Here is a 22,095-nt window from a genome sequence, read left to right as displayed (position 1 = left end):
CAATTCTTATATATGTTACTGCCTAATTATGGTTAATTATTTGTCTTATTCAACAATATGATTAAACCCAGTGATATCTATCTAATCAACCCCCGAAGAAGTTGAAATAATCGTAAGCTTTGACTCCATACCAAGGCTAGCTAGCCCAGTTTAAAAATTATTTATATATTATTCAGTATCTTGCAGAAAGTAGCGCGCTTTCTATTCAATGATATTTTGGTATTGAATTAACTTTCAAACCAAGAAGAAGGATAGACAGTGAAACTAAGTAAACAACGAGAAGCAATTTTTAAATCCAAAATTGAGCATATTGTAAGAGAGGCCAAAAGTAGATATCAACGAGATGAAGAGTTTGATGACCTTCTCCAAATACTTTTGATAAATTATAGCGTTGCTTTAAAGGGCGCAGATTTGACTCAGAATTATCATGCTTATTGCATGAGGTATGCGCATTGGGAGTGCTACAAAGTATTCAGTAAAAGAAAGCAACGCAGAAATCATGAGACTCACTTAGTTGACATGTGCACTTCATCTGAGGCTGAAGATTTCCTATTTGCTCTAGTTCATCCCTCAACATTGGAAGACCATATCGTATTTGAATCATATCTGAACAATCTGATTGAGCTTTATGGTGACCTTAAATTAAGAGACCGCGCTATTATCGACGATCGAGTATTCGGTATAGGGAATGCCACTTCAACACTTAAAACTCGGAGGCAACAAATGATAGTAAAAGAATTTAAAGCTGCGCTAAAGGAGTCTATCAATGTCGCTTAAGCTAAAAGTAAATTATATCCCGATCATGATAGATGAGCAGTTTTTGTTTAGTTCGTTTTCAGTTTATGGTGAACTATTAAAAATAATACAACCGTTTTTTGCTGAAAGAGGAGCAGATGTAAAGGCATTCGGGACCGAAATAATGACGAAAGCACCTGATACGAGTAACTTATTGCCGTTTGCAGATAAAGTATTCAATCCTAAAACCCATTTTGACGTAGACTTTTTTGATGGTCGAACGAATATTTTTATAGAAAAAAATAGGCACTTTGTCCTTCAATACATTCCTTTTTTATATGCTGGTAAAGACATAAATCACGGAGTGTTTGATACCAAGACGCTAGTAGCTATAAATAGATGTACGAGTAAGAATAATTTCTATACTATTTTCTATGGCAACCCTTTTTTTAATTCAGATATTGAAACTTTATATGATATGTGGCTCTCTAGATATGTGGCCTATACAGATATTCTGGATGCTACCAAATCTCCTTACACTGTGGTACTAGGCTCAGATGAAACTATTTATGATGCGGTTGGCCTTTTCCCTTACGATAATCACCAAAACCCGTCTCCCTTGTTTGGACTTCACAAATCTTCCAGTTTCCGAGAAATATCATCTAAGCTTAAAAAAAGATGTGATTTTGTAAAAATACAATCTTTTACCTGTTTCGACCACGGTAACATACTGACGGTAATTAGTTGGTTTCACAAGGACATTAAAAAAGAAACTCAAATTTATTATCACGTTTCTCAAGACGAAAAATATTTAGATGAATTAAAAGCGAGGTTATCTAATTTAGCAGTGGAAATAACATTTGAAGAATTAGAGTTTTTTGAAGATTATAAAAAATTGGATTTTTTAAAACGAAAATCAAACTTCAACTAATTAATTACTCAGTCTGAAATGGTTTCTTTTTAGCCGCTAGATGCTTAAACAGTGTTAATTCATTGATGGGGTGACACTGTTTAAGGAACTCTGCCTTGGACGCATAAACCGTTTTTAGATGGTTTTAATATAATAATCCCCACAACCGGAATTATTGCCATTAAACCCATGCGTATTGCTGTCAAAGCGCTCAATATTGCCTCCTTACCATCGTATATTGATTTCAAAATGAACAGATATTTAAAAAATCTCGTCCTTGTGTATTCTTGATTTTGACGAATGCTGATCTGTAAAGTACTGCCACTTTGAAAAGGACACTAGTCGCACGATCATCTTCAAGTGAAACTCACCAAAATATTTATCAAGCTTGCTTACGAACTCGATATGAAACAAGAATGGGGAAGTTGTGACTATATGTTGCTTCAGATAAACGCTTGTCATAGTAAACACTGGTCAATTAAAAGCCGCCTTAAGGTTGCGATGAGAAAACGAGCATATAGCGTAGTGTATTTTTACCAGCTATTTCACTTCCGCATATCTTTGACACTGCCATGCATTTTTCTCTTTTCATCAAAACAATCAATAAATAACTTTAACAGAATATTCGATGGGCAACAACGGTCCTCAGCGCATGCTTTTGAGCTAGAATAATGATATATGTTCTGGTCGAACGTAAACTCACATACTCTAAATTTTTAAAAAGAAGTTGTAGCATTTCTTAATTAACCTGAAATCAATATAAAACGATTTAATTGCGTATTTTGACATGAAACGTATAGTAATAAAGCAACCAAAAGAAAGAGTTCGATTTATGCCTATAGTCATATTTAGCGCAATATGCCTGTTCATATTGACCATTATCGTTATTGCCGCTTGGCACTCTGAATGCAGAGAGAGGAAGTTGATTAGTTTATTGGCCAAAGAAAATTGTGAAACAGATGTTCAAAAAGATCATGAAGAACTTGTCTCTAAAATGAGTGACTAGAAGCTAACTGAAAGTACTTATTCAAAACGCACTTCTCTTCAATTATGCTGACGAAAACCCAATAGATTTTGGTTTTTACTTTATAATGATTCTTTTTTTAAAGAGCACCAATAAAATAATACAATAGTGAGAAAGACGGGTGAAAGATTTGGATAGCCTTTTTGACTGTTTGCAATACATTCATCACAGTGGTTTATGGTTACCTGTATTAGCAGTTGTATTTTTTTCTATAGTAGGTATTCGACTCCTTCTAATGCATATAAAGGAGCGTAAGGAGCGTAAGAAGCCTTGAATGCTATTTTTTAATCAAAGTAGGTTGATTCAGTCCACCGGTCAATTAAAGCGACAAACAACTCATTAAATGCCGGGTGATTGCTTTAAAAGTCAACGACCGCACCTCTTAAACTAAGCGGCCCAATGAGTTCTTATATTAATTGGCAATGGAAAATACAAATTTTAAGTTAAGCGAGTGTACGGAAACTTACTTTCCAGGGCTGGGCGGCTTCTGGATTTATAATATACAAAGATTCAATAGTAACCGTCGCCTAAAGACCGTCACCTAACTTAACATTCCAAGGCAGTAATTGCTCGATGTCAGGCTCAGGACATGTAAAGGCTTCGAGTAAATGGGTGATGTAATCGTAAGGCACAAGCCCATTGGCTTTGGCGCTCTCTACGATGGAATAGAGTATAGCGCTCGCTTTTGCACCGTTTGCAGTTTGTGAGAACAGCCAAGCTTTTCTGCCATTCACGAAGGGTTTTATTGAGCGCTCGGCGCGATTATTGTCGATGCTGAGGCGTCCATCAAGCGTATAGCGCTCAAGCTTTTCCCATTGATTTAAACAATATTGAATGGCGTCGCTTAAATCCGTTTGCCCTAACACTTGGCTTTTAGATTGAATGAGCCATGCTTTAAACTCATCAAGCAATGGCAGGCTTTGCTCTTGGCGAATGTGATAGCGCTCATCGATGGTTTTATCTTTGATGAGCGTCTCCACGCGGTATAGCTTTTTAATGTGGTTAATCGCCCAATTGATTTTGCCACTTTTGTTTTTGCCCATTGCTTTTTGCGCGTCAGTGAACTTGCGTCTAGCATGTGCCCAGCAGCCGATAATGGTCGCTTGTGTTTTATGATAACCAGGGTAGCCGTCAGCATGCATGTAGCCATTGTAACCGTCTAAGTAGTCCACTATTACTTGGCCGCCTCGACCACTGTTGTAATCAAACAGCACAATATTGGGAATATCGCTATCCACTATTTTACCGGCAGGCGAGTCCGCCCCGCAGCCATATAGCCACATGTAAGATTTTGCCTTATTATCGCCCACGACTTTGACAGTGGTGTCATCACTAAAGATAACCGGTTGCTCCAATAATATTCGCCGCATCATGTCGTATAAGATTTCGAAGATATTGCCACTTTTTATCATCCACTTTGACATGGTTTGCCGGCACAGCTCAATGCCATATTGGGCAAACATACTTTCTAACCGATAAAGCGGTAAGCCATATTGATATTTACTGGTAATGATTTGCGATATTAAGCTGGGTGTGGCATAGCCTTTAGGAATAATACTTGGCGGTACAGGGGCTTGTTTAATGCGATTGTGAGTGCCTTGTTGCTCGCACGCTTTACAAGCGTATTTCGGTCTTACATTCACAATCACTTTGATTTGGGCAGGGATAAACTCGATTTTTTCATTGGTGTCTTCACCAATTTGATGCAGCGGATGCTCACAGCAGTCGCAGAACTTATCTTCATCAGCGATATCATGAATAACGCGCTCACGAGGGATGTCATCGGCTATCTTCTCAGCTCGTTTTTTACGGCGAGTATAGGTGATTGTTTCGCTGTTATCGGCCCCAGCTTCGTCCGCTTGCTCAACAATCTCTTCTGCTTCGTTAAATAGCTCACCTTGCCCAGGGAAAGTATCACTGCTTTTGCCAAAGCGTTTTTGCTGCGCTAAGCGAAACATCTCAGTTAAACGCTGGTTCTTCGCATTTAATGCTTGGTTTTGCTCACGCAACTTAAGTACCATCTCTTGCAAGGCAGCGACGTCAGTAGGCAGTGTGTTCGGGGCTTTTTTCATGCCCTATATTTTACCTCAATGCTCTCCTAAATAACGGATTTTATGTAGATTAAATCGTGATCAATAAATTGTTTTTATGATCCTAAGTTATAAGCCCATGGATGTGTAATGAAGCGTGCTGTGCCCAATTACATCATAGCCTCCTAGCAGCCAAGTGAGCTGTTGTTCGCTTAACCTGAGGTGACTCATGTCGTTTAATTTAGGCCACTTAAACCGATTTTTTTGCAGCACTTTGTACCACATGGCAAAGCCCGTTTTATCCCAATAGACGATTTTGAGTTTGTCTTGTTTTTTATTGCAAAAGATAAACATCGCATCATCAAATGGTGACAACTCAAGCTCACATTCGATGATCACTAATAGGCCATTGATGCTTTTGCGGAAATCCACGAAGCCGGTGTGCAAATAAATATCGTTAGGCTCGACAAACATCTTCATGAAGCGAGGCCTTTAACGACTTCTGTTAACCAACTTGGCTCCGGTGAATGCAGCACGTTAATCACGACGCCTTGATATTGTAACGTGAGTTGAGGCGATGTCGCTGTCGACAGCGACTTATCTTTGGTCACTTTTACCCATGCCTTAGGATTGGGTTTGGACGACGGTTTTAGAATATCGCTTTTTCTGGCGTAAAACGTTTGCAGGTGGATCTTATGCTTGGCGCAATATTCGGGTGCTGTTAAGCCACTGGCTTTTTGGGCTTCTAACGTGGCTTTCCATTCTTTTTTGGTTTGGCGTTTTCTTCGCATGGTGTCCTCTATGAATTATCAAAGAGAACATTATGCGATGCTAAATCACTTGGCAGTAGACGGGGTTTGGGCTACGGTTACATTCAATACACCTGCCCGTATACTTTTATGTGACTTTTTCTTTTTGATGAGCTCTTTAGGTCTTCCAAATAAGGCCGTTATTAACTGACATTTCACTACATCCATCTGAGCCTATATATGGCAATTTACCTATATAAATTCAAGCAATCCAAAAACTACTATTTTAGAATACGCATTCAATCATTAGGAATAATGACTACAAGTCCTAATCAAAAGTATTTTGTTCGTTCTTTACGAACAAGTGAGTACTGCAAAGCTATTGTACTTGCTAGCAATCTCATAGTGCTTATTCTTGATCATCTTGAAGCGGTTATGAAAGGTAGCAATGGTGAAAAGTCTCAGATGAGTCCATTAAAAGCTATTAGTGACATTTTTAATCAGCTCTTAATCAAAGCTTCTACAAAAAATATCAACGAGAAAGTATCGAATGGTTGTCACCGTGAAACACATTACCACAACGAAAAAATAAATAATAAACCATCTAATCGTCCATTTGAACATATGGAATTCAGATACAATGATGACGACGTAACAAGCATGTTAGCTAATAATTCACATAAAACTATACTCGAAAAACTTGTAACCGAAGTAGAATCTCTCAAGACGCAACTAACTTTTCAATCCCAATTGTTTCAGCAGCTTCTCTCAAAAGGTAGCCTACAAAATATCCCCAATTCAGCTGTTTCAACTACTCAGGTAAGTGACACTGAAAGTATGCACCTGATGAAACGGTTTTCGTTAGGAGCGCAAACCAAAATATTTGTTGAAGAGTTAAACCGGACAGTTTCATCAAAAACAATACTGAGCTATAAGGCTAAATTTGCATTTTTGCATTCCGTAATATCTCCTGACTTCGACTGCCGATGTTTTCAAAAAGCGCATGTACAACAGGTTAAAGTGGCGCTTATGGGTAAGAAAACAACCAGAGGTAGTGGCAATGGAAAACAGTTTTTAGGTGCCAAAACTATCAATCACTATTTGTCACACTACCGCTCATTTTATAATTGGCTGAGCAATAATGTTGATGGGATTCATAGCAACCCTTTTTGTGACGTAACGATGGTTAGCAATGCAAGGACAGTCAAAAGACGAGCTTTTAGTCACTTAGAAATCCAAAAAATCTTAACATACCAGTGCAAGAGCGCTAATGAAGCTAAGTATTTTCGTGATGATGCTAAATGGTTTCTACCGTTAGCTCTGTATACTGGGATGAGACTAAATGAAATCGCAGATTTGCGACTTGTTGACATTAAGATAATTGACAACATCTGGTGTTTCGATTTAAGACAGCAAAACACGAAGACTATCTCGTCAAACCGCCTTGTTCCAATCACTGAAAAGCTTATCTCTCTCGGTTTATTGCACTATATTGAGAGACTAAAAGCGTTGAACGTCGAATTTTTATTTTATCAAATAAGAAAAAGGAGGCCTTGCAAAGACGGTTGGGGTACGACTATTAGTCGTTGGTTTAATCGGACGGTATTAAAAAATATTGGTATAGACAAAGAAAGCGAAGACAAAAACTACAGTAATGTTGTTTTTCATTGCTTTCGGCATACGATGATTAGGGCATGTATAGAGAAAGGCGCACAAAAGCACCTTGTTAAACGCATTGTTGGCCATGCACAGGATGATGAGGTCACGCTAGGGGTTTATTCAAATGTAGATGATATTTCAATGCTAGTACTTAAGAATGAAATGGATAAACACCTCACTTGGTGAAACTAAGCAGGTCATAAGCTAATAAGTTTGTATTTAACCAGCTCGCTTTTTTATTCAAATCATTAAAATAAACATTGTTTCACTTTTAACGAAAAGTGACATAGCGCAAAAATTCAAAAAAAATCGTTTTGTGTCAGCTAAGGATAAAGTGAAACGTTCAAATTTGACAATGCATATTTTGCCTTTAAAAATCATGCAGTTGGAAAAAATTAAAAATCACTGTAATGTCACTTTTACTACTTCCTGCGAATCTGTATTCAAAGAAATAGTAACTCAAAAACCAAATCTCCTGTCAGTTTTAATAACTATTATTCGGCTCTCCACCCTTCCTACTATTTTTCATAGTTGCATTTAATACACTTCTATCTTTAGACTTAAAACGAGAAAGCGTATGACAAATAGAATCCAAGCATTCGACAGAAAATTTTCACTGTACTCACCAGAACACGAGGTACTTTTAGAACACTTGGAAAGTAAACTCGGTTTAGATGAGAGCTTCCCAGCTCGCCTGAAGTTGGCAAAACAATTATCGCATCTATTCAAATTTGAATTTACTGATAACAAAGAAATAGAGGAAACTAGAAAAAAGTATCTTGACGCAATTCGCAGTGTCCTAAATCCAGACTCAGGGCCTGTTCCAGTAGCTAGATTTTTGAGCAACAAAAGCCCTCTTCATGGCAATAAAGCCAAATATCCTTATGCCGCTTTTTTATTAATGCCAGAGAAAGTCGGTTTTGAAGTTCAAATTAAAATAATAAAAGCGCTGTTCCTGACAGCTATTCTTCACTCTTCGTCAACCGAAGAATATTCAAAAATAGCTATAAATATAAGAAAGGCTCTCGAAAGGCCTCTACCGCCAGACGAAGCACTCAAAACTATCCAAGTAAACTTAGACTTCTGCAAAGTAGATGAAGTGCTTGAGTTATTAACTAAACTAAAAAGTGGTGATTCTGATGCTAAGAATAAGGCCCTTGCTAAAGATTTATCATGGATACTTACAGATATTCAAACTATAAACTTATCTCTCTCTAAATCGCCGAAAAAGACGACGAATGAGAAAAACGATATATTAACCACTAAAGAAGGCAGCGATATTAATGTACTAGAACATAATGGCAACACAGGGCAAAGCCCAATCAAAGAGCCTTCAAAAGACTGGGTTCGAAAGTTACAAAGACGTAAGCGTACGGTAACGGCATCTACTTTTTCACCTCATATTTGCCATCCTATTCTTTTCAGCCACTTAAAAAGGATAATTGTTGATGAAAGATGGCAATCAAAACAAGCCTCGGCGCATATTTACGCCTGAGCATAAATTCAATATTGTCAAAGAAGCTAACGCTAAACAAGCGTCAATTTCTACTATCGCTCGCAAATACGATGTGAATGCCAATCAGGTGTTTCGCTGGATAAGGGAAGTGGAACTCAATCAAGTACGGTGGGTGCGTGTTGCCAACGGTCAACAAACGCTGACGAAGTTACCGGTACAAACACCGACATTTTTACCTGTTACGGTAAGTCAGCGGGACCCTGTGCAGCAAGTCCAACCCCAAACATCGGCCATTGTAACACTTGAGTTCGCTAAAGGTCATCGCTTGCAATTACACCAAGATAATCCTGAGTTGCTAAAGCAACTAGTGGCGGCGATGTTGTGATCACCTTATCGCATGATTTACAGGTCTGGTTATGTGCGGGACACACTGATATGCGTAAGGGCTTTGATGGTTTGTCAGCGTTAGTGCAACATGTACTAAAGAGGGATCCATTTAGTGGTCATGTGTTTGTGTTTCGGGGTCGTCGTGGGGATAGGCTTAAGTTGCTGTGGTGGGATGGACAAGGCTTGTGTTTGTACTACAAACGATTAGAGCAAGGCCGATTTATTTGGCCGAGTGCAAATAGTGGGACAGTACACTTAACACAGTCGGAATTAGCATTATTATTGGAAGGTATAGATTGGCGTCCGCCCGCGCGAAGACCTCGTCCCGAGCATGCAGCTTAACTGGGCTGAAAGGCTGTCGATATAATGAGAAAAAGTACTGAATATACGCATTTAATCAATGAGTTAGTGTTACTTTTATAGTATAATTCAGGCCATGAAAACGACCACTTCTCCGATGCCAACTGATCCTAAACTCTTGCAAAAGATGGTGGCTCAAATGCAGGCAAAACTTGATTCTCAAGAGACCTTGATTGCGACCTTGCGTCATCAATTAGCGGTGATGAAACGCAGTCGTTTCGGCCGTTCTTCTGAGCAAATGGATAAACAAATTCACCAGCTTGAATTGCAACTTGAAGAATTAGAGATACACGCGGCTGAACTCCCTGAGCTTGACTTGGGTGAGCCAACAGAAAAAGCCACGCCTCGTCGTCGTAAGCAGTTACCAAAGCATCTGCCTCGTGAAGAAACCCATGTTGAAGCCCCTCACGCTTGTCCAGATTGCGAAGGTGAATTAACGCATGTGGGTGAGGATATCTCTGAGATATTAGATGTAGTGCCCGCGTCCTATCGGGTACTTAAAATAATCCGCCCTAAGTTTAGCTGCCCTTGCTGTCAAAAGATGGTGCAAGGGGATGCTCCCCAGCGTGTTATTCCAAAAGGCTTCGCCAGTGCTGCCTTGATTGGGCAAGTGCTGTTAGATAAATACCTAGACCACCAGCCCTTATATCGTCAATCGCAGAAAATGGAGCGTGAAGAGATTGATATTGAACGCTCAACACTGTGTGATTGGGTTGGTAAAAGTAGCTATTTATTAACACCACTGGCCGATGCTATTGGCAACTATGTGAAACAGGCTAAACATATTCATGGCGATGACACGACCGCTCCCACATTATCACCTGGTAAAGGACGCACACAAATAGGCCGGTATTGGACGTATGTGCGCGATGGTCGACCTTGGGGCGAAGATGCACCGCCTGCGGTATGGCTACAATACAGTGAAGATAGAAAAAGTGTGCACCCCAGTGCCCACCTCAAAGATTTTACCGGCAGTATGCAAGCGGATGCTTATGCGGGTTACAATGATGTATACCGCAGAGATGTCACGTTCGTAGCGTGTTGGGCACATGCCAGGCGCAAATTCGTTGAGATTACTGAATCAGGTCCTTCGCCAATCGCCGACAACGCTATCGCGTTCATCCAATCTTTATATACGATTGAAAAAAGTATCAAAGGTCAACCACCCGATAGTCGCCAACAAATACGAATACAACAAGCCACACCCATACTCGATACGTTTTACGAGTGGTTGCAAACGACCTTGCGTACCTTGTCCAAAGGCTCGGCGATATCTAAAGCCGTCAATTACACCTTGAAACAATGGGAAGGACTCAACGCGTATGTGCAAGATGGACATGCGGCCATCGACAACAACACGGCGGAGAGATCCTTGCGGCCAATTGCACTTGGACGTAAAAATTATTTATTTGCTGGCTCAGCAGCAGGTGGAAAACGCGCAGCTGTGCTGTATTCTATCATCAGCACAGCGAACCTGAATGGCATTAACCCTAGAAAATACCTAACAGCAGTATTAAAACGTATTGGACAGCATCCGATTAATAAGCTCGATGAGTTGTTGCCGTGGAATATTGATCTCAACACCACCTCAGAAACTGACGCCCTCTAAAAACTAGTGTCCACTTAAAACTAGTGGACACTAAAAATAAGATTCAGCAATATGTAATGGGCGTACGCGTACCATTGATGCAAGATCTCGAACGCGAACTATGGCGCTTAATGCACCAAGCATGGCAAAACTATCGTAATGATGCCGGCTGGGCGAAACTAGGAGATATTGGAAAGTACCTTAAACGTATCATGGACTAAACCGCTACGCGGTAGTATTGGCCGCATCGACATCTTATCTAAGCAAACACTTCTGATCCGCAACTAAGCTAAGTAAGGGCGCTTTTGCCCTGACCTTACTTAGGAGTCAGATCATGACTACAACTAACGAACATATCAGCCCACTTCGTCAAAGAATGATAGAAGATATGTGCATGCGAAAACTCAATCCTAAAACCCAAATCGGCTATATTCGAGCCGTGAAAAGGCTAGCAGAGTATCTGAAACGCTCGCCTGAAGATGCTACGGCTGATGAGTTGCGCGAATTTCAAATTGACATGGGCCATCAAGGCGCTACGCCCACAACGATCAATTCGACCCTATCAGGTTTACATTTCTTATTTCATAAAACACTTGATCGTCCTGATGCGCTGCGCAAAATCAGCAGCGTGCCAGTGCCCCGTAAGTTGCCATATGTATTGAGTGTGCAAGATGTGAAGCGTCTGTTGACTGCTGCGAGTAATATCAAATACCGAACCGCTTTGTCGGTCGCTTATGGGGCAGGTTTGCGCATCAGTGAAGTGGTATCACTTAAAGTATCTGATATAGATAGCCAACGAATGGTGCTGCGTATAGAACAAGGCAAAGGGAAAAAAGATAGAATGGCGATGCTTTCACCGGTGTTATTGGTGCAACTGCGAGCGTGGTGGCGATATGCTAATGCCAATCGTTTAATGTTAAAAGGGGGTTGGCTGTTTCCAGGTCAACAACCATTTAATCATCTCTCCACACGCCAATTGCGCAGAGGGTTAAAGGCAGCTGCGTTAGATGCAGGGCTCGATAAACGTGTATCGATGCATACGCTGCGTCACAGCTACGCGACACACTTGTTAGAAGCGAACGTGGATATCAGGATCATTCAAACTTTGCTTGGTCATGAGCGGCTAGATACCACTGCACGTTATACAAAAGTGGCGACGAAACTGCTTAGGGAAGTGAGCAGTCCCCTAGATGCATTAGCATTACTGCCGAGCGAGGCAACGTGAGTCGGCCAGCATGCGTCTCTCATTGGAAGTCGCCGATGTGTTTCGTTTTTATGGTGGCGACTATAAAACCAAACAACAAGGCCATGTGAACCTGAATCAACTCAAAGTGATGTCGGCGATTGAACGTTGTCGCAGCGCCCAGTTGGGTGGGCATCAGTTGCATTGCGATAAGTGTGATACTGATTTAATCGCCTATAACTCGTGCCGGAATCGCCATTGTCCTAAGTGCCAATCGTCTAGTGCTAAACGCTGGCTCAAAGCAAGACAGAAACAATTACTCGATGTTGATTATTATCATTTAGTATTCACACTTCCTAGCGAGGTAGCGCAGTTAGCGTTTTACAACAAATCACTTTTGTACAAGTTGTTGTTTGACGCCGCCTCTAAAACGCTCAGCACAATTGCGGGCGATAAAAGGCACTTAGGTGCGGATATTGGCATGACCATGGTATTGCATACATGGGGCTCAGCAATGACGCATCATCCGCATGTACACTGTATTGTTCCAGCTGGGGGGATAAGCTTGGATAAAATGAAGTGGCAAGCGAGCAAAAAAGGCTTCTTTTTACCCGTTAGAGTATTATCTCGCCTATTTCGTCGGCTATACATGGAAGGTGTGCGTCAACTATATGAAGACGAGCAACTTCTATGCTTTAGTGGATTGGTTGAGATCACTGGCTTTAAAAAACCGAATAAGTTCACTGCATGGACCAAGCAACAGCAAGGACGAGAATGGGTAGTGTACGCCAAAAAGCCCTTCGCTGGACCCAAGGCAGTGCTCGCCTATTTATCACGTTACACTCACCGCGTTGCCATCGCCAACAGTCGATTGCAAAGTATGGACAAGCAGCACGTGAGCTTCACATATAAAGACTACCGGCGCAAAGGCAACAATATGCATAAAACAATGAAACTCGATACTCAAGAGTTTATTAGGCGTTTCATGTTGCATGTATTACCCAATGGCTTCCATCGCATTCGCCATTATGGTTTGTTAGCGAGTCCGGTTAAACTCAAACAAGCAAGGCGCTTACTGAACATGGCAGAGCCTGAGCCGGTTGTTGAGCCAAGTGAAAAGGATGATGAGCCCGCGTCGTTTGAATGCAGGAAATGCCACTCACCGCTAAAAATAATGGCGATAAGTGAGCCTGTTTATTTACCACGAGCGCCGCCTATTACAAAAGATGAGAAGTAGCGCGAAACGAGTAAAAGTCATCACTTACAAGTAATGACGGGCAAGTACTGCCTAAACAGTGCAAATATCCTAAAAATCGGAAAATAAAGACAAATAGTGAGCACCAACGAAACCCAAAAAATGAAAAAAGACTTACATCAGTGCACCGAAAAAAGAAGCTTAGCGTCCAAACCACGCATCGACACCCGACCTAACATCGAAATCCCCATAGTTAAACATCGAAGGCAGCCCACCGCGGTTTCCACCATGAGAAATTATCCGCTATCTGTCTAGTGCAGAAGAGAGAATACAGGGGCTTAGGTGTGGGAGACCGATACCCGATAATCTTAACCAAATCAGACTTTGATACTCGCAATTATGGCTTAAAAAAGCTGTCTGATTTCTTTGATGTTCACTCAAACAGATATGAAACTAGAATCACCAATAATTCTGGGTTAGAAGTGAGGTTAATAACCAAAGCTGATTCAGTGAAATAGAATGGATTATTTTGATTACCAAGGGAACTGCCTGTCTAATTAATGAATGACTTTGTCGCAATTACATTAGCAGTGCGGCTTTATTTTTGCAATCTGTCAGGCCGTTCAGAGCCTATAGACTCCATACGTTTACTAATTTTCCGCTAGATTTTAATATCCATTTTAACGATGATAGTTGAAGCCCTGACTGGGTCTTGTGGGCAGTTAACCGACTGTCGTCAAAATCAATTAAAGAGCGGCGAAAAGAGGTCATTGAGGGTAACCGGTTTTTGATTGAACTACCGCTGCAAAGCGGACATTAACGCCGTTGTAACCAGCTGAAAATAATTGGCTAAAATTTGTGAAGCACGAACAAAGCCAACTGCTTTTTGTCCTTTTGATTAACTTGTTATATTTATTTACAACAAATGATTTTGTCTAACGTACCATTCTTGCTAGGGTGTTTCTCAGTACCTTTAAACATATAGCCGTCGGGACAAAATAACTGTCCCCCGTCTATTTGTGTATCTATGACCTCACAATATTGTGCTGGCGTAATGTTAAATAATTTTTGTTCTAAGTTCTTTACCTTTAGCTCTAGTTCTCTAACATTATCTTCATCATTTTTTTGAGTGCTTTTTATAGAGTATGAAAGCTCACTCAATTGGTTGTTAAGACTAGAAATTACGACTACAAGTTCGTTATTTTTACTATCTTTGTTTTCAATACAAAATATCGATGCGATTAAAAAAAGCATAACGCCTAATAAGCTAAGGATTGCTTGAGCATTGAATTTATTAGTTGCAGTCGTAATTGTCCATGAGCTATTAGACAAAGCTGTAGCTGTATTATTAATACCTTTTCCACCGGCAATTATACTCATAACAAAACAAACAAAAGCTGCACCTAATAAGATATTATAAGTGGTAGTCGTTTCGTTGTTATCTCCAGCAACAAAAACATATGAAGCACCAAGTATTGCCAACATTGATAAATTAGCCGTGATTATAAAACCACTTAAATTGGCCATTAAACTTGAGGCTGCTCTATTATCTTCATTTAAAGACATAAGTTATCCCCCCAAAGTTTAACTTGGCTTAAACTTAGATCATCATAAATATTAGCAACAGCTTTCAACATGTCTCCACCAGTAAGAGTTAAGTCATTAGTTTCTCTGTTGTATTCAACTCCATTTTCTTTGTATTTTAACTTATGACTAGAAACCTTAATAGCTTCATTAAATATAGATTTAGTATCAATAGAAAGTCGATGAAAAACATCCTGTTCAAATGAGTGTTCTAGTGCTAGTGGGAGAGCAATTAATTGATGTAAGTTAATAATTAAAAAATGAATTGCATCATTACGAACATTGATACCAGACTCCTTGTAGTGGTTAACAAACTCGTAAACTATCGAAGAAGTCTGTTTTTTAGTTTCTACATATGTTCTTTTTTGAAAAGATGAAGATTCTCGAGCATCTTCGTATGAATCTATAATATGTTTATAGACATCATCAAATTCATTACGCATGTTTTACAAGTCCTTTTGGTATTAAAGTTATAAATAAGCCATCAAACGACAGCTGAGTTTCTAATAATTATAACGCTTATTATCGAGCATATCGTATATGTAACTACTCGGTCAGATTTCTATTTACGTCACTTTCAGAACTTACTTTCTGATTTTATTAAGTATTTTTACTATACTGCAATCAAAACCTCAAATAATTAAAAAAGCAAAAGGAGATCTGACTTTTACGAGATCTTTCTGCTTTCTATTAAAAACTAAGTAAAAAAATTTCCATAGTTAAATTAATAACTTAGCCTTTTTGAGAAAAACAAAGTAAGACCAGACTAAATGACATTATAGGAAGGCACACAAAACGTCCCTGCGATCTAAAATTCTAGCTTCTACATGAAAATATTAAATTGTAGAGCATAGTTGCTTAATATATACTTTTTAAACTCTTTAGCTTAGGGTTACTAAATCACCATATCTCCATGTGCCAAACATCCAATCCTTCCAGTTTTCTGGTTTTTTGATAACTTCCCAAATCAGCTCTTTGGACTGTTTTACGTCCCGATATTCACAGAAGTCCTTACTCTTATAACCCCATTTATGTAGATAATGTATGGCAGCGATGCCACCTAAGACTGTAAAAAAAGCTAGCAAAATGTCCACGGTTTATTCCTTTGTTAGATCAATGACATTCGTTTTAGACCAAGCTCTTTGCCATTTTTCATCTGTAGACTGCTTCTTGCACAACGTCCATCTTGCCAAGAAGATAGAATCATTAGGCAAAAAGAAGTGTTCAGTTAAAATACTTTCAGTATTGGGGCCTAAGTAAAAGTTTTTAATACGTTCCATCGGAAAAATTCTTACTAAAGGCGTACCTAAATCTATATCTACATCAATAAACTGATGAGAGTCTGATTTTTTCACTTCAAATATCTCAATGAAACAAGACTTGCAATCTAGCTCTACACGTTGTGTTGATTTATTTTTCCATGATGCAATCAACCTGATGAAAGAATAATCTTCATTCTCAAAATAGTTTTCTGCTACAAGAGCTCCTGCAATTGAGATTTCTTCCCTCTTCTGCCTCAGTATTTCTGAAAACTGCCATCTCCAAAGTGCCCAACCACCGCCAAACAGTATTCCAATGGCGGTAGCGAAATTCTTCAACACTTCAGCTATATCTTTATATTCTGCTATTGTAGTGGAATCCATTGTGTTTATTCCCTCGTTAAATCATCAATCTTCTTTTTAAAAAAGTGAGTTAGAAGTTTTTGAGACCCATCGAATATTACTTTGAAAGGTGCATCTTTAAGCTCTGATTTGAGCCGATTAAGCACTTCTCTATTGCTAAGCGCTGTTGCAAAATCATGTCCACTTTGCGTTAAGCGAAGCTTTTGGTTTCCAATAATGCTTGGGCCCGAAAGAGAATGTGTAACACCGGCTTTTGCTAGCTCTCCTGAATTCAAATACTCATCACCAATTAGTGAATTTTCAACCAGCAACTGATAATTAAAATAGAATTTTTCGTCTTTAAGTTCAGTCTTTACTTCATTCAGAACAAAAGGTAGCGTAATATGCGCCGCTTCAGCCTTAATAAAGACACTTAATATGTCAGATTGCAGTTGTAAGTCAGGCTTCATGTTACTTCCTCCGTTACTTTTTTTCGATTATCCAAGTGTGAGCTTTGGCATTGTTTCCAGTTTGTTGATGAACTTGCAATAGGGTGCCATTCTGTGGTTCTTTGCGTGGCAACCATTGGACGTCGATAAGCAAGTTTGGGATTGCCCTATTTTTAATAACTATTTCTTCACCTAACGTAAGCTTACTAGGCAACTCAACATACATTTCATCAGTTAAAGAATAGTATTTGGCAAGCTCTGCAAGCTCCGTAGAATATTTCTTTTTGATAGCTTCTATTTCGCTCATAAATGCTACTGATTGTGTGTGTGCTTCATGAATCTCTTCAATTTTCTGTTTAGTAGCCTCATCTAGAATAATTTTTTTTGCTGCCGCTATGGTTGTTCCATAAGTTATTAGACCCGTTGCCACTAATGCCGCTATAAAACCGCCCAGCATATACCAAAACTTACTAGCTTTAATTAGGAAATATTCTTTTCTCAGTTTTTCAGAGAACTCTATATATTCAGCTTCAGACATTGTTATTCATTCCTTTGTTAAATATTAAGGCCAAAATATATAGAGTAGAGCTACAGATATACAAAATCCTACAAACATACAAACATTAACGGCCGTATCCGAAATAACATCTGTTGGGGTGAAAGCATTTAAAATATGAGATAACATCAGCCCCAATACGGCAGAAGAAAGAGGCAACACAATCAGAATAAGCGATTGCCGCTATTAATATCCCACCTGCAACTTCCGTCATGATTTTATTCCTTACTCTGAGATCTAATCTCGCGAACTTTGTCAAACGTATCTGAAATCATTAGGGTGACAAGAAATACTGCTAAGGCAGTTATCCAACCATGTTCTAAATACATTAGGATTGTCGGCAAAACACAAAATATTACGAAAAGTAAAATAGAGCCTAAACGCTCACCTTTTTTGTTTTTCATCCTTTCTTAATTCCTTCTATATTTTATTAACTTAATTACACTAATCGTCATTGAGTTCATCACCCAGCTTGACCTCGATCTCTTCGATGGTTGGGAGCTGCTTTTCTAGTTCGCCAGGGAGTTCTTCAGATAACCTATATTCGGCTATTCCAATAGGTGATGTTTTATTGCGTACTGCGTATTCTGCAACAACCTTATTGCGATCCTTACATAAAAGAAGTCCGATTGTTGGAGAGTCATTATCCCGTTTCAGTTCGCCATCTACAGCAGCTAGGTAGAAATCTAATTGCCCTACGTCACTAGGAGTTAATTTATCTGCCTTTATTTCAATAACTACATAACATCTAAGGGTTAGGTGGTAAAAGAGTAAATCAATGAAGAAATCATCGCCACCTACGTTCAGATTATATTGTTGGCCGACAAGGGCAAAGCCTTGGCCAAGTTCGAGTAAGAACTTGGTGATTTTACTCATCATTGCATTTTCTATGTCTCGTTCTTTTGACTCACGAGTGGCATCCAAAAACTCTAAATGATAGGGGTCTTTGAGTGTTTGTATTGCAAGTTCTGAGGTAGGCTTTGGTAGTGTTTTGTCAAAATTGTTGATGGCTTTGCCTTGGCGCTTTATCAACTTAGCTTCAATTTGATGGATTAGAACAGATCGTGACCATCCGTTGTTTAAAGTTTCAGTGGCGTACCAAAGTCTTTCGTCTTGAGTTTTTATTTTCTCGATCAGAGCAATATTGTGTCCCCAAGGGATTTTGTCCAACAGCTGTTGGACAATTGAATTAGTGTTGAGATCAGGCCAATTTTGAGCAAACGATCTCATGTTCATCAAGTTAGAACGTGACAATCCTTTCATATTTGGGAAATCGGACTTTAGATCTTTTGCTAGTTGTTCAATGACTTTGCTTCCCCATCCTTGTGAAGCCTGCTGCTTTATGATTGAGTTGCCTAAACGCCAATAAAGATTGATCAGCTTTTGGTTAACTGAGACGCTGGCCTCGTATTGTGATGATTTAACATCCTCTACCAATTCTTTCAGCCATTCTTGGTAACTCGTGTTCGTAGTTAATTTCATCAAAAACCTATTGTTTTAAAATTTTACAAGCGGCACATCGAAATCCGATAGCAATTATTTCTAATTAATTCGTGAAAACACGCTATTAAAAATTTGTTGCAACTCTCTTTCTAATGGCCTTATCTTAGCGTCAAGAGTTGACTTCGTTTTTATGCCTGATACGGCTTTTAACTCATTGTAACCGCAGCCATTGTCATACATCATTTTGACCCAGCTATCTCTAAACGTACTTACCCTAGCACCTTGAATTCCAGCATTTAGAATAAAGCCTTTCAACTTATCGTCCAGTGCTCTTGTTTGGTAACTTACGCCACCATCAGACAGTGGTTTTTTGCGCTTCGTTAACGCAAAAGGTTTATAGTTATCGTTCACTATAAACTTCATTTCATCGTCTAATTGCCTGTAAGTGTGTAAATTACTACCTCCAACTTTTTTAGACTTGAGCCAATCAACGTAATTATCTAAAGCTGGTAAAACATGATCTGCAGTGCACAGCTCTCGACTTTCGCCATTAAAACTGAACTCAGCAGGCAACACCCAACGCTTATACCAACTACCCGATTCCGACATAAGTGCATTTAACGGTAGCTGACAAATCTCTTTTCTGTCTAATCCCCAATAACTCGCACATATGATCAGCGCTTTGTTTCTTGGGCCAAATTGACGCGAATTATTTGCATCAATTATGGTTTGTATATCATCTTGAGAAAATGTAACTTCTAAAGGCATTTATTATCTCTTTTATGTCATTTTCTCAATTATGAGCTGTATTGACACGAAGAGTAGTATATTTTTTAAACAGCGTCAATTCTATTTATAGAACTAATTGACACGTTATAATATGCTTTGCATGTCAGAACTATGTATTCGCATCAACAAAACCGGACCGACAGAGGAATATTGGAATACGCAACTGAAAGTAATTTTTAGCAAGACCGCTGTCTTTTAAAACCAATTTGTTTTTCTACAAAACCGAGGCACGGCGGCTTTATGATCATACAATCAACGGACTTTTTAGCTTTCATTAGGCAGTCTGATATTCCCCCAATATGCCCCCTCAATATTATAGTTGGAACTCACTGGCGGCAGAAAACAGAAGATGCACTCAGTCATTTACAAGCTTCTTAGCCTGCATTTTTTGCAAATCCATGCTCGATTGAAAACCCAGTTCCAATTACTTTAGTTTTGACAACAAATCAACACTTATATGGGGGACTAGAACGTCACGAAAGCCCCGCTATGCATCGGCTTCATTCGTTTCACAACTTTTGAAACGCATATTGCGAAAAAATTTAGCGTATCGATAATTTATGACCTTTCTCACTGGTTTAAGCTCGGCCAACCAAAAACTCAACCGAACAGTATGATTAAACTTTCAACAGCATAAATCTAATCTTATTCCGTAAAAATTGAAATCACTGTGAGTTATAACCCCGCTCAATATAAGCATCAACGATTTAATATTATTCTAATGTTTTTCAACGAGTTGCAGAAAGTGGCGCGATTTCTATTCAATGATATTTTGGCATTGAATTAATTTTCAAACCAATAAAAAGGATAGACAGTGAAACTTAGTAAACAACGAGAAACCATTTTTAAATCCAAAATTGAGCGCATTGTAAGGGAGGCGAAAAATAAATATCAAAGAGACGAAGAATTTGATGACCTTCTTCAAATACTCTTGATAAATTACAGCGTTGCTTTGCAAAGCGCAGACTTAACTCAGAATTATCATGCTTATTGTATGAGATACGCACACTGGGAATGTTTTAAGGAGTTGAATAAAAGAAAGAAGCGCAAAAGTTACCAATCTCATTTGACTAGCTTGAGCGAAAGTTGCAAAGAAGAAGACACTCTATTTTTTAAAGTATGTACGACCACTTTAGAAGATCAGGTAACTTTTGAATCCCATCTATCGAAGCTAGCTATGCTTTATGAGCAGCTTAAACCATCTGAGCGCTCAGTAGTAGACGAACGTATATTCGGTTTTTGCAACGGCATGATAAAAGTAAAAACTAGACGGCAACAGATGATTGTTCGTGCACTCAGAAAAGAGTTGAAGGAGTCGATCGATGCAGCATAAATTAAAAATCAATTATATCCCGATCATAAAAGAAGGATGCTCTTCCGATAATAAGGTGCCGTTTCATCATGAACTTCTGGAAATTTTGAATGCTTTTTTTGATGATGAAGACTCAAGAATAATATCCGTGTGCACTACAATTATGAGTAGGTCACCTGGTTTAGATGAGCAAGTTTCCACATTGGAGAAGGCATTTGTATTCGAAGACTATTTTGACAATACTTATTTTTCAATCAAGCATGACGTCCACGTTGAGGGTGTAAAAGAATATTCCCTGCTATACATCGCTTTCCTATATACAGGCAAAGACATTGGGTCAGGCGCATTTAATACTAAAACACTTGTGCGGATAAACTCGCTTTTTAAAAATAATAATTTTTGTGCGGCTATTTTCGGTTCCATTAGAGAAAACAACTTCATCGCAGATTTCAGGTTAGCATTTGAAATTACAAAGAATATAGTAGATCTATATTCTCACTCACCACGCACTTGCTCCGCATTAGTTTTGCCTTTTTACACTTATGAACACTTTATCAAAAACACTTTCTTCATCGAAGAAACTGAAAATTTCTACGACGCTTGGCTATCTTGGTATCGAGTTGGTACCGAAATACTTTCGGCGACAAAAACACCTTTTATAATAGTCTTTGGTGAAAATGAGACAATCGAAGAAAACCATATCAGTAGCCTTCCACTAGGACAGCAAAAGCAAAAACAGTTAAATGGGCTTTATAAATCAAAACGCTCCAAAGAGGCAACCGGCGCACAAATAGAAAATTGCGACCTCATCAAGATTGAGACATTCAGTTGTTTCTATTTCGGAGACATTGTGACGGTAGTCAGTTGGTTTAACAAATCCAGTAAGCAATGTGCACAGATTTATTATCATGTGACTCAAGAAGCTAAGCATCTAGATGAATTAAAAGTGCGTTATTGTCAATTTGACAAAGAGATAGGCATAGAGCAGCATGATTTTTTTGTCGACCATAAAAAATTACACTTCCTAAAAATCAAGCCTAACCGGCATTAATAGCTAATATTTGCAAATAGGCTTCTATATAGTT

Annotated in this window: 24 protein-coding genes; 13 read left to right on the top strand and 11 right to left on the bottom strand. The window is 39.0% G+C overall.

Features of this window, described 5'->3' with window-relative positions; genetic code table 11:
* Positions 1–258 precede the first annotated feature (258 nt).
* From AC0L6H_RS05210 to AC0L6H_RS05200, 3 genes are all read left to right on the top strand, one after another.
* Positions 259–777, top strand: a complete 519-nt coding sequence (locus tag AC0L6H_RS05210) for a sigma-70 RNA polymerase sigma factor region 4 domain-containing protein (RefSeq protein WP_473392998.1) — start codon at positions 259–261, stop codon at positions 775–777.
* Entirely contained in the window at positions 767–1,666 is a 900-nt protein-coding gene (locus AC0L6H_RS05205; RefSeq protein WP_473392997.1) for a hypothetical protein, read from the top strand. Before AC0L6H_RS05210 ends, AC0L6H_RS05205 begins: the two co-directional genes overlap by 11 nt.
* A gap of 811 nt (positions 1,667–2,477) precedes the next feature.
* The gene (locus tag AC0L6H_RS05200) at positions 2,478–2,651 is read left to right on the top strand and encodes a hypothetical protein (RefSeq protein ID WP_473392996.1); all 174 of its coding nucleotides are present in this window, start codon (positions 2,478–2,480) and stop codon (positions 2,649–2,651) included.
* A gap of 545 nt (positions 2,652–3,196) precedes the next feature.
* Here AC0L6H_RS05200 and tnpC (AC0L6H_RS05195) read toward each other — a convergent pair.
* From tnpC (AC0L6H_RS05195) to tnpA (AC0L6H_RS05185), 3 genes are all read right to left on the bottom strand, one after another.
* Positions 3,197–4,741 carry an IS66 family transposase gene (tnpC, locus tag AC0L6H_RS05195; protein WP_473389190.1) on the bottom strand — a complete coding sequence of 515 codons (1,545 nt, stop codon included), beginning with the start codon at positions 4,739–4,741 and terminating at the stop codon, positions 3,197–3,199.
* An 87-nt stretch (positions 4,742–4,828) separates the two neighbouring features.
* Positions 4,829–5,179 (bottom strand): IS66 family insertion sequence element accessory protein TnpB, encoded by a 351-nt coding sequence (tnpB, locus tag AC0L6H_RS05190; protein WP_473389191.1) that lies wholly within the window; start codon positions 5,177–5,179, stop codon positions 4,829–4,831.
* On the bottom strand, positions 5,176–5,490 hold the full coding sequence (tnpA, locus tag AC0L6H_RS05185; protein ID WP_473389192.1) for an IS66 family insertion sequence element accessory protein TnpA: 315 nt from the start codon (positions 5,488–5,490) through the stop codon (positions 5,176–5,178). Before tnpA (AC0L6H_RS05185) ends, tnpB (AC0L6H_RS05190) begins: the two co-directional genes overlap by 4 nt.
* A gap of 273 nt (positions 5,491–5,763) precedes the next feature.
* On the opposite strand from tnpA (AC0L6H_RS05185), the gene AC0L6H_RS05180 reads away from it, so the two are divergent.
* From AC0L6H_RS05180 to AC0L6H_RS05145, 8 genes are all read left to right on the top strand, one after another.
* A complete protein-coding gene (locus AC0L6H_RS05180; protein WP_473392995.1) occupies positions 5,764–7,293 on the top strand; it encodes a site-specific integrase in 1,530 nt (509 codons plus the stop codon).
* 391 nt (positions 7,294–7,684) lie between these two features.
* Positions 7,685–8,602 carry a hypothetical protein gene (locus AC0L6H_RS05175; protein WP_473392993.1) on the top strand — a complete coding sequence of 306 codons (918 nt, stop codon included), beginning with the start codon at positions 7,685–7,687 and terminating at the stop codon, positions 8,600–8,602.
* A complete protein-coding gene (gene tnpA, locus AC0L6H_RS05170; protein WP_473392992.1) occupies positions 8,556–8,948 on the top strand; it encodes an IS66-like element accessory protein TnpA in 393 nt (130 codons plus the stop codon). The genes AC0L6H_RS05175 and tnpA (AC0L6H_RS05170) overlap by 47 nt, the downstream gene beginning before the upstream one ends.
* Entirely contained in the window at positions 8,945–9,292 is a 348-nt protein-coding gene (gene tnpB, locus AC0L6H_RS05165) for an IS66 family insertion sequence element accessory protein TnpB (protein ID WP_473392991.1), read from the top strand. Before tnpA (AC0L6H_RS05170) ends, tnpB (AC0L6H_RS05165) begins: the two co-directional genes overlap by 4 nt.
* Before the next feature lie 94 nt (positions 9,293–9,386).
* A complete protein-coding gene (gene tnpC, locus AC0L6H_RS05160; protein WP_473392990.1) occupies positions 9,387–10,919 on the top strand; it encodes an IS66 family transposase in 1,533 nt (510 codons plus the stop codon).
* Positions 10,920–10,942: 23 nt separating this feature from the next.
* Complete coding sequence (locus AC0L6H_RS05155) at positions 10,943–11,119, top strand: hypothetical protein (RefSeq protein WP_473392989.1); 177 nt, start codon at positions 10,943–10,945, stop codon at positions 11,117–11,119.
* A 113-nt stretch (positions 11,120–11,232) separates the two neighbouring features.
* The gene (locus tag AC0L6H_RS05150) at positions 11,233–12,123 is read left to right on the top strand and encodes a tyrosine-type recombinase/integrase (RefSeq protein ID WP_473392988.1); all 891 of its coding nucleotides are present in this window, start codon (positions 11,233–11,235) and stop codon (positions 12,121–12,123) included.
* A 10-nt stretch (positions 12,124–12,133) separates the two neighbouring features.
* Positions 12,134–13,318 (top strand): IS91 family transposase, encoded by a 1,185-nt coding sequence (locus AC0L6H_RS05145; protein ID WP_473392987.1) that lies wholly within the window; start codon positions 12,134–12,136, stop codon positions 13,316–13,318.
* Between the two features lie 870 nt (positions 13,319–14,188).
* Here the strand turns inward: AC0L6H_RS05145 and AC0L6H_RS05140 are convergent.
* The 8 genes from AC0L6H_RS05140 to AC0L6H_RS05105 form a co-directional block, all read right to left on the bottom strand.
* Entirely contained in the window at positions 14,189–14,842 is a 654-nt protein-coding gene (locus AC0L6H_RS05140) for a hypothetical protein (RefSeq protein ID WP_473392986.1), read from the bottom strand.
* The gene (locus tag AC0L6H_RS05135; RefSeq protein ID WP_473392985.1) at positions 14,833–15,303 is read right to left on the bottom strand and encodes a hypothetical protein; all 471 of its coding nucleotides are present in this window, start codon (positions 15,301–15,303) and stop codon (positions 14,833–14,835) included. The genes AC0L6H_RS05140 and AC0L6H_RS05135 overlap by 10 nt, the downstream gene beginning before the upstream one ends.
* Positions 15,304–15,741: 438 nt before the next feature.
* Positions 15,742–15,954, bottom strand: a complete 213-nt coding sequence (locus AC0L6H_RS05130; RefSeq protein WP_473392983.1) for a hypothetical protein — start codon at positions 15,952–15,954, stop codon at positions 15,742–15,744.
* A 3-nt stretch (positions 15,955–15,957) separates the two neighbouring features.
* Positions 15,958–16,503, bottom strand: coding sequence for a hypothetical protein (locus tag AC0L6H_RS05125; protein ID WP_473392982.1), 546 nt, complete (start codon positions 16,501–16,503; stop codon positions 15,958–15,960).
* Positions 16,504–16,508: 5 nt separating this feature from the next.
* Positions 16,509–16,931: a DUF2513 domain-containing protein gene (locus tag AC0L6H_RS05120; RefSeq protein ID WP_473392981.1), complete on the bottom strand. Its 423-nt coding sequence runs from the start codon at positions 16,929–16,931 to the stop codon at positions 16,509–16,511.
* Positions 16,932–16,944: 13 nt separating this feature from the next.
* On the bottom strand, positions 16,945–17,448 hold the full coding sequence (locus tag AC0L6H_RS05115; protein WP_473392980.1) for a hypothetical protein: 504 nt from the start codon (positions 17,446–17,448) through the stop codon (positions 16,945–16,947).
* A 462-nt stretch (positions 17,449–17,910) separates the two neighbouring features.
* Positions 17,911–18,948 (bottom strand): PDDEXK nuclease domain-containing protein, encoded by a 1,038-nt coding sequence (locus AC0L6H_RS05110; protein WP_473392979.1) that lies wholly within the window; start codon positions 18,946–18,948, stop codon positions 17,911–17,913.
* A gap of 60 nt (positions 18,949–19,008) precedes the next feature.
* Positions 19,009–19,677, bottom strand: a complete 669-nt coding sequence (locus AC0L6H_RS05105; protein WP_473392977.1) for a site-specific integrase — start codon at positions 19,675–19,677, stop codon at positions 19,009–19,011.
* A gap of 835 nt (positions 19,678–20,512) precedes the next feature.
* Between AC0L6H_RS05105 and AC0L6H_RS05100 the strand changes: the two genes are divergently transcribed.
* Positions 20,513–21,031, top strand: coding sequence for a sigma-70 RNA polymerase sigma factor region 4 domain-containing protein (locus tag AC0L6H_RS05100; RefSeq protein ID WP_473392976.1), 519 nt, complete (start codon positions 20,513–20,515; stop codon positions 21,029–21,031).
* The gene (locus AC0L6H_RS05095) at positions 21,021–22,061 is read left to right on the top strand and encodes a hypothetical protein (RefSeq protein ID WP_473392974.1); all 1,041 of its coding nucleotides are present in this window, start codon (positions 21,021–21,023) and stop codon (positions 22,059–22,061) included. Before AC0L6H_RS05100 ends, AC0L6H_RS05095 begins: the two co-directional genes overlap by 11 nt.
* The last annotated feature ends 34 nt before the right edge of the window (positions 22,062–22,095 follow it).

The sequence above is a fragment of the Glaciecola sp. G7-5 genome, assembly GCF_055808975.1.
This window is presented reverse-complemented; position numbering and strand designations above follow the sequence as displayed.

What these genes read in the sequence shown, in the direction of transcription:
- AC0L6H_RS05145 (WP_473392987.1), top strand. Translation starts at nt 12,134, where the DNA reads ATGCGTCTCTCATTGGAAGTCGCCGATGTGTTTCGTTTTTATGGTGGC.
- AC0L6H_RS05140 (WP_473392986.1), bottom strand. Translation starts at nt 14,842, where the DNA reads ATGTCTTTAAATGAAGATAATAGAGCAGCCTCAAGTTTAATGGCCAAT.
- AC0L6H_RS05175 (WP_473392993.1), top strand. Translation starts at nt 7,685, where the DNA reads ATGACAAATAGAATCCAAGCATTCGACAGAAAATTTTCACTGTACTCA.
- AC0L6H_RS05095 (WP_473392974.1), top strand. Translation starts at nt 21,021, where the DNA reads ATGCAGCATAAATTAAAAATCAATTATATCCCGATCATAAAAGAAGGA.
- tnpA (WP_473392992.1), top strand. Translation starts at nt 8,556, where the DNA reads ATGAAAGATGGCAATCAAAACAAGCCTCGGCGCATATTTACGCCTGAG.
- tnpB (WP_473389191.1), bottom strand. Translation starts at nt 5,179, where the DNA reads ATGAAGATGTTTGTCGAGCCTAACGATATTTATTTGCACACCGGCTTC.
- AC0L6H_RS05105 (WP_473392977.1), bottom strand. Translation starts at nt 19,677, where the DNA reads ATGCCTTTAGAAGTTACATTTTCTCAAGATGATATACAAACCATAATT.
- AC0L6H_RS05180 (WP_473392995.1), top strand. Translation starts at nt 5,764, where the DNA reads ATGACTACAAGTCCTAATCAAAAGTATTTTGTTCGTTCTTTACGAACA.
- tnpC (WP_473389190.1), bottom strand. Translation starts at nt 4,741, where the DNA reads ATGAAAAAAGCCCCGAACACACTGCCTACTGACGTCGCTGCCTTGCAA.
- AC0L6H_RS05205 (WP_473392997.1), top strand. Translation starts at nt 767, where the DNA reads ATGTCGCTTAAGCTAAAAGTAAATTATATCCCGATCATGATAGATGAG.
- tnpC (WP_473392990.1), top strand. Translation starts at nt 9,387, where the DNA reads ATGAAAACGACCACTTCTCCGATGCCAACTGATCCTAAACTCTTGCAA.
- AC0L6H_RS05115 (WP_473392980.1), bottom strand. Translation starts at nt 17,448, where the DNA reads ATGTCTGAAGCTGAATATATAGAGTTCTCTGAAAAACTGAGAAAAGAA.
- AC0L6H_RS05135 (WP_473392985.1), bottom strand. Translation starts at nt 15,303, where the DNA reads ATGCGTAATGAATTTGATGATGTCTATAAACATATTATAGATTCATAC.
- AC0L6H_RS05200 (WP_473392996.1), top strand. Translation starts at nt 2,478, where the DNA reads ATGCCTATAGTCATATTTAGCGCAATATGCCTGTTCATATTGACCATT.
- AC0L6H_RS05120 (WP_473392981.1), bottom strand. Translation starts at nt 16,931, where the DNA reads ATGAAGCCTGACTTACAACTGCAATCTGACATATTAAGTGTCTTTATT.
- AC0L6H_RS05125 (WP_473392982.1), bottom strand. Translation starts at nt 16,503, where the DNA reads ATGGATTCCACTACAATAGCAGAATATAAAGATATAGCTGAAGTGTTG.
- AC0L6H_RS05150 (WP_473392988.1), top strand. Translation starts at nt 11,233, where the DNA reads ATGACTACAACTAACGAACATATCAGCCCACTTCGTCAAAGAATGATA.
- tnpA (WP_473389192.1), bottom strand. Translation starts at nt 5,490, where the DNA reads ATGCGAAGAAAACGCCAAACCAAAAAAGAATGGAAAGCCACGTTAGAA.
- AC0L6H_RS05110 (WP_473392979.1), bottom strand. Translation starts at nt 18,948, where the DNA reads ATGAAATTAACTACGAACACGAGTTACCAAGAATGGCTGAAAGAATTG.